The 12,988-nt window shown below is 65.5% G+C and carries 13 protein-coding genes and 1 tRNA gene; 4 read left to right on the top strand and 10 right to left on the bottom strand.

Annotation, left to right across the window (positions count from 1 at the left end; translation table 11 throughout):
- The first annotated feature begins 82 nt into the window (after positions 1-82).
- The 3 genes from ACTNFK_RS09890 to ACTNFK_RS09880 all read left to right on the top strand — a co-directional run bounded on the left by ACTNFK_RS09890 (position 83) and on the right by ACTNFK_RS09880 (position 1,667).
- Positions 83-883, top strand: coding sequence for a polysaccharide deacetylase family protein (locus tag ACTNFK_RS09890; RefSeq protein ID WP_435936997.1), 801 nt, complete (start codon positions 83-85; stop codon positions 881-883).
- Positions 884-924: 41 nt separating this feature from the next.
- The gene (locus tag ACTNFK_RS09885; RefSeq protein WP_435936996.1) at positions 925-1,362 is read left to right on the top strand and encodes a pyridoxamine 5'-phosphate oxidase family protein; all 438 of its coding nucleotides are present in this window, start codon (positions 925-927) and stop codon (positions 1,360-1,362) included.
- Between the two features lie 231 nt (positions 1,363-1,593).
- Positions 1,594-1,667 (top strand) — tRNA-Pro (locus ACTNFK_RS09880).
- Positions 1,668-1,896: 229 nt separating this feature from the next.
- Here ACTNFK_RS09880 and ACTNFK_RS09875 read toward each other — a convergent pair.
- The 8 genes from ACTNFK_RS09875 to ACTNFK_RS09840 form a co-directional block, all read right to left on the bottom strand.
- Positions 1,897-2,952, bottom strand: coding sequence for a tyrosine-type recombinase/integrase (locus ACTNFK_RS09875; protein WP_445117158.1), 1,056 nt, complete (start codon positions 2,950-2,952; stop codon positions 1,897-1,899).
- A gap of 127 nt (positions 2,953-3,079) precedes the next feature.
- Positions 3,080-3,280, bottom strand: coding sequence for a helix-turn-helix domain-containing protein (locus ACTNFK_RS09870; RefSeq protein ID WP_435936994.1), 201 nt, complete (start codon positions 3,278-3,280; stop codon positions 3,080-3,082).
- Entirely contained in the window at positions 3,255-3,884 is a 630-nt protein-coding gene (locus ACTNFK_RS09865; protein ID WP_435937001.1) for a hypothetical protein, read from the bottom strand. Before ACTNFK_RS09865 ends, ACTNFK_RS09870 begins: the two co-directional genes overlap by 26 nt.
- Before the next feature lie 5 nt (positions 3,885-3,889).
- Positions 3,890-4,339 (bottom strand): single-stranded DNA-binding protein, encoded by a 450-nt coding sequence (locus tag ACTNFK_RS09860; protein ID WP_435936993.1) that lies wholly within the window; start codon positions 4,337-4,339, stop codon positions 3,890-3,892.
- Between the two features lie 43 nt (positions 4,340-4,382).
- The gene (locus ACTNFK_RS09855; protein WP_435936992.1) at positions 4,383-6,188 is read right to left on the bottom strand and encodes a type IV secretory system conjugative DNA transfer family protein; all 1,806 of its coding nucleotides are present in this window, start codon (positions 6,186-6,188) and stop codon (positions 4,383-4,385) included.
- Entirely contained in the window at positions 6,185-6,724 is a 540-nt protein-coding gene (locus tag ACTNFK_RS09850) for a hypothetical protein (protein WP_435936991.1), read from the bottom strand. Before ACTNFK_RS09850 ends, ACTNFK_RS09855 begins: the two co-directional genes overlap by 4 nt.
- Before the next feature lie 80 nt (positions 6,725-6,804).
- Positions 6,805-7,812 (bottom strand): DNA-processing protein DprA, encoded by a 1,008-nt coding sequence (locus ACTNFK_RS09845; protein ID WP_435936990.1) that lies wholly within the window; start codon positions 7,810-7,812, stop codon positions 6,805-6,807.
- Between the two features lie 121 nt (positions 7,813-7,933).
- Complete coding sequence (locus ACTNFK_RS09840) at positions 7,934-10,588, bottom strand: hypothetical protein (protein ID WP_435936989.1); 2,655 nt, start codon at positions 10,586-10,588, stop codon at positions 7,934-7,936.
- A 132-nt stretch (positions 10,589-10,720) separates the two neighbouring features.
- Here ACTNFK_RS09840 and ACTNFK_RS09835 point away from each other — a divergent pair, with 132 nt between their 5' ends.
- Positions 10,721-10,903: a hypothetical protein gene (locus tag ACTNFK_RS09835; RefSeq protein WP_435936988.1), complete on the top strand. Its 183-nt coding sequence runs from the start codon at positions 10,721-10,723 to the stop codon at positions 10,901-10,903.
- Between the two features lie 95 nt (positions 10,904-10,998).
- Here ACTNFK_RS09835 and ACTNFK_RS09830 read toward each other — a convergent pair whose 3' ends face one another.
- Both ACTNFK_RS09830 and ACTNFK_RS09825 read right to left on the bottom strand, forming a co-directional pair.
- The gene (locus ACTNFK_RS09830; protein ID WP_435936987.1) at positions 10,999-11,799 is read right to left on the bottom strand and encodes a hypothetical protein; all 801 of its coding nucleotides are present in this window, start codon (positions 11,797-11,799) and stop codon (positions 10,999-11,001) included.
- A 16-nt stretch (positions 11,800-11,815) separates the two neighbouring features.
- On the bottom strand, positions 11,816-12,916 hold the full coding sequence (locus tag ACTNFK_RS09825; protein ID WP_435936986.1) for a PIN domain-containing protein: 1,101 nt from the start codon (positions 12,914-12,916) through the stop codon (positions 11,816-11,818).
- Positions 12,917-12,988: the final 72 nt, after the last annotated feature.

Genomic DNA, 12,988 nt, shown 5'->3' with positions numbered 1-12,988 from the left:
GTTTTTGATTTCTGCAGTTGGCGGTGTCGCCACCCTGGCCTTCGGATGCGCGCCGGAGGTTAATGGTTCTCGCCCTCGCTCCGTGACATCGCCTACGCCTCCGGCATCGCTCTCGCCCGAGACCTCGGCTGATCCGCTCGCCGAGAAACCGGCCACTACAGCGCCCAGTCCTCCTGCACCTCCGGATCTGGAGGCGATTATTGCCGCCCACGAGGGCCAGGTGCCCCAGCACTGGGGCATCGACATTCCGGGAGTGGTACGCACCGGAATCGAAGCGGGTTCCGCGCAACCTGAGCGAGTGTTCCTGACGCTGGACGCGTGCGGTGGGCCGCACGGGTCTGGCGTCGACGAGCGGCTCATCGCAGGCTTACGCGAGGCATCGGTGCCCGCCACACTGTTCTTGAATCTGCGGTGGATCGAGGCACACGCGGGGCTGGCGGCGAGTCTCGCCGCCGATCCACTGTTTGAGCTTGCCAACCACGGCAGCGATCATCTGCCGCTCAGTGTGACTGGCAGGTCGGCATATGGCATCTCGGGAACCGCGACGGTACGTGAGGCTGCGCATGAAGTTTGGCAGAATCACGTCGCGCTGACCGAGCTCATGGGGCGGGTGCCGCGCTGGTTTCGGCCCGGCACCGCCCACCTGGATGATGTTGGTCTGCGCATCGCGGAGGCTATGGGGGAGCGGGTGCTGGGCTTCTCTGTGAACGGAGACGCGGGGGCGACGTTTCCCGCAGCGACGGTGGCCAGCGAGGTGGGAGCCGCCGGACCCGGGGCGATCATCATCGCCCACATGAACCAGCCCGGTTCGGGGACAGCCGACGGGGTGCGCGCTGCGGTCGATGTGGTGCGTGCGCGGGGGCTCGATTTCGGGCTGTTGTGAGAATTCTCTGTGCATTTTCTGGTGCAGTGGGAGAATGAAGTATGGATGAGAACACGAACCCGGTGATGGTGCTCGACACTGCAGAATGCTGGCGGCTGCTCGCGACCCAGGAGGTCGGGCGAATCGTCACGCATGTGGGGGAGGTGTTTGACATTTTTCCCGTGAACTACGTAGTCGACGGTGAGTCGATCGTGCTCCGTACGGCCGAGGGTAACAAGCTCGTCGAAATGGTCATATCGGGCGAGGTGCTCTTCGAGGCCGACGACCACACCGATGCTGAGGCCTGGAGTGTGGTGTTGCGCGGGAAGGCGCACAGGCTCGAGACCGAGGCAGAGATCATCGCTGCCGAGGCGCTACCGCTGAAACCTTACGTGCCGACAATCAAGCGCAACTTCGTGCGCATCGAAGCGGACTCGCTTAGCGGTCGCCACTTTCAGGTCGGGCCCGAGCCGGATCGTCACGGGGTGCAAGACTACTGAGCCGGTTCGCGGGTCGCACTGTGTGTCGAGTTCGGGTGCGGATCCGCTGTGAGCCAGCGGCGCTCGTGTCTGCGTCTCTGATGCGTGGTCAGAGGCCACGCGTTTTGTGGCTAAGATAGAGGGGTTGCCTGGTTCTCGTGACCAGAACAACGGGCTGTGGCGCAGCTTGGTAGCGCACTTGACTGGGGGTTAAGTGCAGTAGCCTCTCGTCAGCCCAAAATAACTAAACAACGGGTTGTGGCGCAGCTTGGTAGCGCACCTGACTGGGGGTCAGGGGGTCGCAGGTTCAAATCCTGTCAACCCGACGAAAAAGCCCTGATGAGAAGCTATTTCTCGTCAAGGCTTCTCTCGTTTCTGGTGGGCTCCGAAATGCCTCAGCTGGTGCAGAACGGTGCACGAGCGCGATTCCGGCGGCTCTCGCCTATTCTGCTCGTGAAAGATCTAGTGGGCCAATTAGTGGCCGCTAGTGGGCCAAATATCGGGGCATGGCGAAGCCCTGATCCCTTTCGCGGCAAGGGATCAGGTGTCTGCTCGCTATAACAGGGGTCTTGTGGGCTGTACGTTGTCCTTCCGTCTGGCTGAGTTCGCTAGGAAGCGGTTGGCGAGTTTCGCCGCTTCTCCGAGGTGCCGGTGGTCGGGGTGCAGGTATCCCTTGGTCGTCTCGATTGACGCATGACCCAGGATGCGCTGCAGGACGTGGAGCGGCACTCCGGCGTCTGCAAGCCAGGTCGCTCCGGTGTGTCTGAGCCCATGCCGGGTCAGGCTCGGCATCCCGAGCCTGTCGACGAGCTCTTCCCATTTCGTCGCGTCGCGTACGGTGGCCGTGGTGAGGACGCCGCCGCGGGGGCCGCGTAGCAGCGGCTCGTCGGGCTTCTTGCCTGCGGATAGGCGGATGAGGATTGGTTCGAGCGGATCGAGAATGGGGACGTAGCGTTCCCTTCGACCTTTGGTCTGTTTCGTGACGAGACCGCCTTTGCCGGGGTATACCTGACGTTCGATCGTCACGATCCGGTTCTTCCAGTCGATGTCGCCAAGTTCGAGTCCTGCGACCTCCGATCCGCGGGCGGCGAGCATGGCGCAGAGCATCACATGGTCCGAGTAGCTCTGGTGCACCGCGGCGCACGCCTCTGCGAGCCGGTTGAGCGTGTCGAGGTCGGAGATCGCGTACGCGCGGAGCGAGCCGGGGGTGAGGGCGGACTCCTTGTGGAAGGCGCGTCGGGAGCGGTTCTTTGCCGGGTTCGACGGGATGACTTCGTCGCGCACGGCGACGTCGAGCACCCTGACGAGCGGCCCGATGGTGTTCTTGATCGTCGAGGGACTGTGCTCTTCCTCCCATCTGTCGATGGTGCGGTCGATGAGGCCGGTGGTGATCTTGCTGACTTTGAGGTGTCCGAGCGCGGGCAGCACCCGGAGCCGCAGGCCGGCGTCGTAGTAGGAAGCGGTGGAGGTGGGATCGAGGCCTCGCTGCCACCGGTCTCCGATCGACTTCACGTAGTCGGCGAAGGTGATGAGCGCATCGGTGCCGGTCTCGGTTGCCCGCTGCATCCGTTCGAAGAACTCTTCCGCCTGCTTCGTGGTTTCGACGAACACCGACCTGCTGGGTCGTTTCCTCGTGTGCGGGTCTGTCCATCTGACGCGTGCGAGGTAGCCCCTGCCTCGGTTCTCGATGCTGGTAGCGAGTTTCGCGCCGATCGGGGGAACCTGGTGATTGTGCGGGTCACCCATCGCGGGCCTCGCGTTCCAGCACCCAGGCCCGTACCGTCGGCGGGTTGTAGCGTGCGATCGTCCCGACCTGCACGAAGGGCGGGCCTTCCTGTTCGCGTCGCCACCGGGACAGCGTCGCCTGGGATACGTTGAGGAACTCGGATGCCTCGCGCGAGTTCCACAGAGGCTCAACCTGGTTCGTTGTCGCGGGCACGATCAGCCGCCTGCTTCGCACGAATGAAGTCATCCTCGATGTCTTGCCGCGCTTGTACATCGGCCGCGACGAACGCGACGAAGTCTTCTGCCCGGTCGAGGATCAGTACGTCTTCGATGGGTGCTTGCGGGGTTTCTCCCGGCCAGGTGGCCTGCCGGGTTGGGCGGTCGTAGTTGAGGCGGGTGCCGCAGGTGGCGGTCCAGTAGCGGAGACGGTCTTGAGCGAGCTGGAAATCGGTGTGCCACGCGATCGGCCCTGAACCGTCTTGCTCGGGATCGTAGCTCGCTATCCAATGCAGATGCAGCGCCGAGAGTTCCCACACCAGTTCGGGATGGCGGTACCAGAGTGGCGGGATGACCGCTACAGGAAGGCCGTAGGTGCGGCGGAGCTGATCAACCCATTGATTCAACGCGAGCCATTCGGCCTCTGCCTCGTCTGCGGTGAGAAGGTACCAGTTGATCGGGTGCGGCGGCTCCGGCAGAGTCGTGTTTGCCATGAGCTGGTCATAGAGGTCGTCGTCCTCGAGCTCTGCGTCGAAGTCGTCGTCCAGCTCTGCGTCGTCCGGCTGCGCTTCGGATGCGGGTGCGGGAGTGGCGTCGTGCATTTCGGTCACCGCCCGACTGCAGCCGTTGGGGTGCGGTGCGGTGCCCGGAACTCGACCGTCGTGGCTGAGGGCCGGGTGAGCGCCGGCTGCGTGGTTCTGGGGGCGCGTTCCACCAGGTAGCGGCGGCGCGTGGTATCGAAGAGCAGCTTGCTTGCCTGAAATTGACGTTCCTCGCGGTGTTCTCCGCGATGCTCGTAGCTTCGGGTCTTGAAATTGCCGACGGCGACAACGTCATCGCCCGTGACAAAGTCGTTGAACGCGGCTTCCGCTGCCTCACCGAACATGACCAGGCGCACATACTCGGTGCTGACCAGTGTCAGGGTGCTGTCTTCTTCTTCGCGGTAGCGTTTCTGCCCGAGCTGCGCGATGAACAGCGCCAGCCCATCCGAGAGGCACTTCAGCTGCGGTGTCCGGGAGAGAAATCCCGGGAGCGCGCTTTTCGTGCGAACGTCCATCGTCCTGACCTTCTTCTTCCTGGCCGCACCCGTCGTGCGGCTCCTACGAGGCAGGTGCGCGCTCCGTGCCCGGTGCCGGTGGCTTCTGCAGGGCGGCTTCGACGGCGGTACGATCTGCGCGGAGTTGTGCAGCGTCGGGGCGTTCGGTCCATTGCGTGAGCCGGGCGATGATGGGTGGTGCGGAGCGCAGCAGGATGAGCCCGGTACCGAACGGGAGCTCCCTGATCGTGTCGACCGGCATGATCGGCACCCGGCGGATCGAGCGTTGTGCTGATCTCGAGCCGTGATCGCCGACGGTCGTGGAATCGGTGATCTCGTCACGCTCACCGATAAGGGTGGAGAGGTCTTGGAGGTCACGGCTTTCGGCACCGCCGCCGAGGATAATCTTCACGATTGACGCACCCCAGATCGCCGAGGCTGCGTGTTCTGACCATTGCTCGCGGGCTTGCGCGAGGGACTGCAACACCGGCACCGTCGTGATCCCCGACCCGCCGCCCTCGGCCATGAGCGTCGGCAACGACGGCAGCGGGCTCAAGTTGGCGACCTCATCGAGTGCCAGCAGCAGGGGCGGGTCGAGCCGTGCGCCAGGGCTCCTGGCGGCCAGGCGGCGAGCGGCCTCAACCACGTCTTCGATGAGCGCCGCGACGAGTGGCGCGCTGTTGTTCGCGCCGGCTGCGGTAGCGAGAAGGTAGAGCGTTCCCTTCTGGATGAGAAAGTCTTCCGGGTCGAAGTGCTCGTCCGGGCCGGGGGTGACGGCATCGAGCACGCGGGGGTCTGCGAGGGCTGCGAGCGAGAGGGAGACACCCTGCCAGATGGAATCGCGGGTGCGGGGGTCGGCCTCGATCATCGCCTGCAACGCCTCCGCCCAGCCACCCGCCGCCATCGGGTGCGAGGCGAGGATCGCCACCGCATCACCCGCTGCGGCGGGGTCGAGTGTCCATCTGAAGAGATCAGCAGGCTGCCGCTTATCGAGCGCCGCCGCATGGAGCAGGCACTGTAATGCGACGCGGGTTTTCGATTCCCAGAAATCACCGCCCTCGACGCCGCCTTTGCCGAGACCGGTTGCGGAGGCGAGGCCAGCAGCTCGGATCATCGCGGTCAACGGGTCTGCACAGCCGCGGATGGGTGACCAGCGAAGCCCAGCGGGGATGCCTTCTGCGAGGTGCTGCGGATCAAACACCGCGACCGGGCCGATCTTCTGCCGGGCGGTGATCGTCGCCGTCACGTTATCCGGCCTCGTCGAAGTCGAGATCACAGCGCCGGGCGCATCCAAGATCATGTTGATCACGATGTGAGCACCCTTACCCATACGCGGAGCGCCGATCAGCAAGATCGAGTCTTCGACCGACGCCCAGACCTCGACCCCCTGGGCGGTACCGATCCGGTAGCCCACGTCTTCGGGCCCGGGATGTTTCAGCGAGGGGCGCAGATTTTTCGCTCGACGCAGGAGTGAGCGCGCTGACCCCGCCACCGCGACCTCAGTACGGGTCGCGATCCCCACGATGCGGTGCGGATCCTTCTGCTGCCGCCGCGATAGGTGCCGAAGCTGCCGCCACACCCACCACCCCAGGAAGCCAGCCCCGAGACTGAGCAGCGCAGCGACAAGCCAGTAGACAATGACATTGAGACCCGGCACCTCGAGCGCCACTGCCGGATCGCCCGGATGCAGAAGCACTGCTGCGCCTGCGCCGAGGCCCGCTTTCGGTTGAGCCGCCCCGGTAAGAAACGCGGCCACATTCCCTGCGACCCGCAGCAGAACCGCTGTCATCCCGAGAACGGCAAGACCTGCGAGGGCGGCGTTCGTGAGCTCGTCGCCGAGACTGCCGGTGGGGCGGATCGGGGACCTCATTGCGGTTTCCCGACGCACACCGTCGCGGAGATGCGGCCTAGCAGCACGGCTTCGCCGGTGGGCGAATGCTCGAGGTAGCGGGAGTCGATAAGCGCCCGGGCGATCCCGTCTGGTCCTGATTCGGCGTGCGCGATGATGATCGCCACCGCGACCTCTTCGCCGGGGATCATCCCGGATCCGGCGAACTGCATCAGACGCGGCGGCGGTGCGGGCTGCATGGTCGGTGCGCCTGGGGCGGCTTCGACCGTTTGTGGTGACGGGTGCGCGTCGGTTCGGCGGGGTGGGCGCGGGGTGTAAAAGTCGGTGATGGTGCGGCCGTCGGTCTCGATCACGTCGACACGGAGGGTGCGGCCGGCCTGCTGGCTGATTGCGTCGACGATCGCGGGGAACGATGCGCGCCGCCACGGCGGTGAGTACTCGGGCGGCAGATACGGCGCCCCATCGACAGTGACAGTCAGGGTGCCGTCGCCTGCGACGACGATCCGCACCATCACAGCAGTCGGGTCGGTGCGCCTGGAGTGGTCGCGTTTCGGCATTCTGGGATCTCCTTCGTGATGGCTTGAGGGCAGAGCTCGACCCCGACGCGCAGCACGCCAGGGCCAGGACTGGAATGAGTTCAGAGCGCGGCCCTGCCCGCCGAGCGACCGGCATCCGGCGCGGCGCGGCGGGCAGCCCGCTGATAGGCAGGCGGGAGACGGGATACCCCGGGGAGGGGATCGAGCATCGCCTCGATGTCCCCGGCATTCGTGACGACCTCGGCAAACCCCTCCGCAAGGAGCAGATGGCATCCAGACGATGCTGCCGAGGTGATCGGTCCCGGCACCGCGCCCACGCGGCGACCGAGATCGTAGGCTTGCACCGCGGCCCGTAGACTGCCCGACCGCGATCCGGCCTCGGGAATCACCGTCGCCCCACTGAGCGCCGCCATGAGCCGGACACGAGCGACAAAACGATCCTTGCTCGGTGAGAACCCGGGCGGCACTTCGGACAGCAGCAGGCCGCCGCTGTCGGTGATGCGCCGAAACAGTGAAGCGTGCGCGGCCGGGTAGGGGCGGTCGACGCCGCCCGCGAGCACCGCGATCGTCGATCCGGAACGCACTGCGAGCGCGGCACGGTGCGTCTCGGCATCGATGCCATAGGCGCCCCCGGAGAGGAGGATGCGCGGTGACTCGGCCAGTTGCTCGGCAAGCTCGTGGGTGACGTGTACGCCGTAGCCAGTGGCGGCTCGGGCGCCGGTGATCGTCACTCGGGAGGTGAGCGACGAGGTGAGCAGTTCCGCGTTCCCCTTCGCCCACAGCACCAGCGGGGCCGAAGGCCCGAGGTCTGAGAGGTCGGCCGGCCAGCCCGCGCGCCCCGGCGCGAGCAGCTTGAGTCCGCCTCGCTCGGTGAGGGAGACGAGTTCGTCTGCAAGGGCGTCCTTCTGCCGTGCGGCGGCTTCCTGCCGCCAGCGGATGCCTTCGAGCGGGTCGACCTGGGCGGGAATCGCAGCGCCCGGGTCGCGGATCAACGCGAGCGTCTCGGTGAGGCCGATAGCCTGCACGAGCTTCCCGGTGACCGGGTCTCCCGGGTCGGTGAGCACCGCGAGCGTCATGCGCGCGATCATGTCTTCCGTGTAGTCGGTCACCGTCGCCTCCTGAGCCGTGTTGCTGTCAGAGGGCAGGTGCACCGGACCGGCATGACGAAGCGGGCGGAACCGCAAGACCTGGGGGTAGGGTCTGCCGGTTCCGCCCGCTCAGTGGGGGTGTCTAGTCGTTCATGAGTTCTTCGATCCCTTCGTCCTCCTCTCTGACGTAGCCGCCCTGCTCCCGGGAGAGCGCGAGCCGGCGCCCGAACCACAGCGTGACCCCGGCCGCGAGAAGCGCGACGGCGCCACCTGCGGCGATGAGCCACGGGAACCCAGCCCCGCCGGTGACCGCGAGCTCAGGCGAGAGCTTCGGCAGATCCGGCGTCTCAGGTGTCGGCGGCGTCGGCGGTACCTTCGGTGGGGCGCCGGTCACGACCGTGGTCTCGCCCGGTGCCCCGCAGCGCCCTTCGGCGAGCACCTTGCCGTCCTTCCCGTAGAGGGTCTCGACCCAGTAGACCTGCCCGGCCCGGTCGACGCTCGTCTTCCCGGAACGGTAGATGCCGGCCTGGGTCACCGGGATCTTCTCGGAGGCGAAGAACGGCGTCTCGCACACCGGCTCAGCCTCGGGGTCGTGGGGGCCGTAGGCGCGGAACACGAGATACGCGTCCTTGGGGATCTTCGATCCCTGCACGAGCGCGGCATCGTCGAACTCCTCGCCGACGCCCGCGGCCGGGGTGGCCTGCGTGATGACCGACAGCGGCTGCTGGTCGTCGGGAACGTAGAGCCGCTCCCAGATGTCCGAGACGGAACTCTCGAAGGGCTGCACCCGGTCGTCGCCCGCGAAGGTCGTCACCACGACGTAATAGCCAGGATCCTCGGGCTGGATGCGGTCATCGTCGGTGTAGCCGATGTCGTAGACGCCGTTCTTCGCCGGGGTGCTGATCGTCGTCAGCACCGGCGCGTTCTCGAGGTCGAGATCGTCCGTGAGCTCCGAGTCGGTCTTGAACGGCCCGTAGACGGTGTGCGTGAGCTCCTTCTGGTCCGGGCCCCAGTAGCCGTCGCCCTCGAAGTCGGGGTGATTGTCGGGGAACCCCGTCACGGTGATGCGGTCGAAGGCTCGGCCTCCGGCGTGCACGTTGTACTCGCGCACCTCGGAGGTGATTCGCAGGGGCCAGCGCACCGAGTGCGACTCGATGTTGATGCCGTAATCGTCCTGCCAATCGGACGCGATGTAGGGGCGCACCCACTCGGGCTGCGACGCCTTCTTGACCTGCCACACCCAGGTCACGAAGCCCGCATCCGGGAGGATCACCTCGGGCGACTCGTAGGTGCCCGGACCGGTCGCGGTGACCTGCACCGTGCCGATCGGCACCGCACCCGCCGGAACCTCAGCACCTTGCACGGGCGGCAGGGTGCCGGGCACCTGATAGGCGGTGCCCTCGAACACCACCGGGATCAGATCACCATTGTGCTTCAGCCACCTGCCGTTGCTCGACTCGACGGTGATGGTGTCGGTCACGGCATCGCCGGGCATCACGAGGCGGCCGTTCGCCTTCGACACTGCTTCGGGCTGGAACGGGGTGACCGAGGTCTCCGCGACCCGGCCGAAGCGATCCGTGAAGGAATCGGTGAGGTACTTCGCGTTGCCGCCTTGCTGCTGCTTGTCGATCTTCCACACCCACGTGTAGAAGCCGCTCTCCGGGGCGGTGAGCGTGCCGGGCGAGACGTAGCTGCCGGGATGGGTGAGCGTCAGCGTCTCGGCGCCGAGCACGGGTGCACCCTGCGGGGGTGCGTTCGCTTCGACAGGCTGCGCATCGAACGGCCCGTACAAGGTGCCCTCGGCGAGCACTGGCACCGGGCTCCCGTTCACCTTGATCCAGGAGTGCTTCTTCACCGACACGGCGAGCTTGTCGGTGAACACGTCGCCGGCCTGGACGAACTTCGCCGAGACGACCGTCTCGATGACCGGCTGGAAGTCGAGCGGGATCACCGGGGACTTCGCGGTCGCCGACAATGGCTCGAAGGACGCAGCCGCGAGAATGCGCTGCTCGCCGGGGGTGTAGAAGAGATCGACGCCCGCCCCGTAGCCGATCGCGGGCGCCTGCATGGCAGCCGTGATCTGGTAGTCGGGGGCCGAGACGGGCGGGGCGCCGACAATCTGATGCGTGCCCGCGCCGAGCGTCGCGGTGGCCGACCCGTTCGCGAAGGTGGCATTAGTGAGAGTCACCGCGCCCGTCGCAGACGCGGGATTCGTGCTGACCGTGAGCTGCCCCTGGTACTGGTCGCTCATGCTGATCGACAGCGACACCGACGGGTTCGCGACCGCGTTCGCTGCCGCAGCGTCACGCATCGCGGCCAGGTTCGCGAGCACGGTGCCCTGCACATTCGCGGGTACGCGGGTGATGAAGTGCGCATCCCCGCCACGGCCGACATAGTTGCCGTGATCGGCGACATCCCACACGTACAACTGCACCGCAGCCGTGATACTCGGATCGTTGCTCTCACCCCAGCGGCCCATGACGTAGTTCAGGCGGGCGAGGTTGGTCTTGCTGAGGCTGTCGAGGGTGGTCTTCAATTCCGGGTGCTGCGTGGTCCCCCACGGTGGGAGCGCATCGAGGTCCATGCAGTACGCCTGCCGGCCATGCGAGGAGAACGATCCGAGCCATAGTGACTCGTTGCCGTAGCCGACGCCGAGGGTCGCGGCCTGCGCCTGCGGAGCGGGGAAGAAGATGAGGCCGCTGAGTAGCAGCACCAGCAGCGTGAGTGCCGCAGCGACCCTGCTCGTAAGACTGCCGGGTGGCCTCGCGGTGTGGGGTGTGTGGGGAACGGTGGACATGCGGAGGACTCCTGACGGTTGGAAACGGGATGCGAGCCCCGCCAGAGAGCGGCGGCCGACAGTCAGGTGCACCCGAGCCATCACGAAATAGAGGCTTGACAGAATTCAAGTGCGGCCGTTTAAGGTGGCCACATGCCGATCACCATGCCTGAAGGCGACGGCTACCGCACCTGCGACATGTGCGGTGGCGATGCTCCGCCGGAGCACTTCGACGGCACTGGGCAACTCCGGCTCGCCTTCGTCTGCCCCGAACACGGCGTGCAGAGCATTGTCTCCCCGTTCGAGGAGTACCACCCTCCGCACGGCGGCGCGTGATCGGGTAGCTCCGACCGCGAACGACCGATGGCATTGCAGTTGGATGCTATGCGAGCGTTCGTTGCCCGTGCCGTGCTTCTCCCTCTCGTGCCCGGTCAGAGTTCCTTGAGCTCATGCCAAGTTTGTCCGTCCCAGAACCAGCCCGTGCCTGCGCCTTCGTGCACGATCCAGAGGTGCGTGATCGCTGCCTCTATGGCTGGTGGCTCAGTGGGGGTGCCGAAGCCGTCGTGCCAGGCCGGCGCTTCACGACTGAGAGGGCGCGCGATACTGAACTGGGTGTCGTCGTCGATCCAGACGAAGAGGTGCCGTTGCTCGGCACGAGCGGCTTTCAGCTTCTGCGCGTTGTCTTCTTTTTCTGCGAGCGCGCCGACGACCAGCCGGAGCGCTTCGTTGCTTCCGCTGACTGTTCCACCGCTCCCAAGCGAGGGGATCACTGAATGCACGTGCTGTCGGTGTTCATGATCTGGGACCGCAGATGCGCGCTCGACACCAGCCATGATGAGCGTGCGATAGACGGCCGACAATGGTCCCCCGTCCAGCACGTGCACTGCGGCGCGCCGTCGATCGAAGTCGGTCTCGCCTGCGTGCTCGAGCGCTACTAGCGCCGGGTGAACCTGCTGGATGAACTTCCGAAGCCCCCACTGGGTGTCAGCGGCCATCGTGACCCAGCAGGTCCGAAGTTTTCCGGTTGGGGCAGCAGTCTTGCGGGAGGAATCGAGTGCCTTGCGGCCGGCACGCCTCCGCCCGTCAGTGACGCGGGTGACCTCCAACGCATAGCGCTTTTCGGCCGAGAGATAGTCGACACCGCCGGTCTTGTCGGCGTGCACCAGCTTGATTCCCAGAGCGCTCTCGACGATGGCTTTCGCGGCACGCTCATCAGCATGCTCATCATTCATATCGCCTCATCGCTCGTCACCCGGGTGAGGTGTCGGTTTCGGTGTCCGTCAGTATCACTTCGATGGCCACCGGGGCCGATTCTCCCGCATCAATTGTTACGGTCGCGATCACGGTTACCTCGCTGCTGGCATGGAAGTAGTGCTCATTCCAGTCTTCGACCCAATCCGCGATTTCGCCGTCTTCCATGTACCAATCTGACTTCGCGACAAACCCGCTGATGGACAGCAAGATCTCAGCGGTCGCAGTGACAGTATCCGCATCTTCGGTCAGCGTGAACTCGGTGACCTGGTCAATGGCATCGATGGTCGCATCTTCAAACGGCACGGAGAACTGCACGAAATCGGGGTAGGCGTAGTCTCCGCCGTAGACCATCTGCATTGAGATGTTCTCCGACTCGAGCGCGAGAACTGCGTTGGTCGCGACGGTGATGAGGTGTGCGTCCGCCGCAGCTTCGGCTGTCGCTTCGACAATCTTCTCGACCTGGGTCGCCGAGTGCCATACGTTTCGCACATGCGCTAGACGGGAGGCGTCGATTCCGAGTTCTGCCAAGTCGCCCTGGAGATCGCCGTGAAGTGAGTTGCCTGAATCGTCCAGGAAGCCTCTGTCCGCCGCAACGAAGATGACCCGCTCATAGCCGCGGCCCGGATCCAGCAGTGCAAGAACGGTCTCCCAGATGGCAGCGTCTCGGAATCCCACGGATACGACAGGATCCGAGCCGACCTCCTTGAAGGGGCGGCGTCTCGCCAGATCCCTCAGCACAAGCCGGTGTGTCGCATCCGCTGGAACAGGCTCGCGACGGAGACCCGGACCATCGAAGAGTGCATCAAAGTTGGTCTCGACCTTCGGTAGAAGCGCCGCAAACGCGGCACCCAGCTGTTGCGAGACCTCTTCCATCGGCGTCCCATGGTGTGACAGTTTGTCCACCAGCACGCGCGCGTCCTGCGAGACCTCCTCGACGTTCTCGTGCTGCCGTCGACTTAACTCCAAGACCACCACTTCCGGGAAGACAATCTCGCAATCACCAGCTGCCGCCAGATCCTTCAGCCGGCGGCCGGCAGGGCTGGCGAGCCACGGGTCCTTGAAGACGGCGTTGGTATCAGGTACGACGGCAATCACCTCCTCATCATGGCGGAGATCGAAAGTTGGGACAATCTTGTTATACGCTCGCGCCGCAATGTGCGATTCGTG

It is taken from the genome of Leucobacter fengyongliangi, assembly GCF_052386045.1.
This window is presented reverse-complemented; position numbering and strand designations above follow the sequence as displayed.

Bases quoted from the DNA above. Each gene is read 5' to 3' on its own strand.
- ACTNFK_RS09835 (WP_435936988.1), top strand. From the start codon at position 10,721: ATGCCGATCACCATGCCTGAAGGCGACGGCTACCGCACCTGCGACATG.
- ACTNFK_RS09855 (WP_435936992.1), bottom strand. From the start codon at position 6,188: ATGAGGTCCCCGATCCGCCCCACCGGCAGTCTCGGCGACGAGCTCACG.
- ACTNFK_RS09860 (WP_435936993.1), bottom strand. From the start codon at position 4,339: ATGGACGTTCGCACGAAAAGCGCGCTCCCGGGATTTCTCTCCCGGACA.
- ACTNFK_RS09850 (WP_435936991.1), bottom strand. From the start codon at position 6,724: ATGCCGAAACGCGACCACTCCAGGCGCACCGACCCGACTGCTGTGATG.
- ACTNFK_RS09830 (WP_435936987.1), bottom strand. From the start codon at position 11,799: ATGAATGATGAGCATGCTGATGAGCGTGCCGCGAAAGCCATCGTCGAG.
- ACTNFK_RS09865 (WP_435937001.1), bottom strand. From the start codon at position 3,884: ATGCACGACGCCACTCCCGCACCCGCATCCGAAGCGCAGCCGGACGAC.
- ACTNFK_RS09885 (WP_435936996.1), top strand. From the start codon at position 925: ATGGATGAGAACACGAACCCGGTGATGGTGCTCGACACTGCAGAATGC.
- ACTNFK_RS09840 (WP_435936989.1), bottom strand. From the start codon at position 10,588: ATGTCCACCGTTCCCCACACACCCCACACCGCGAGGCCACCCGGCAGT.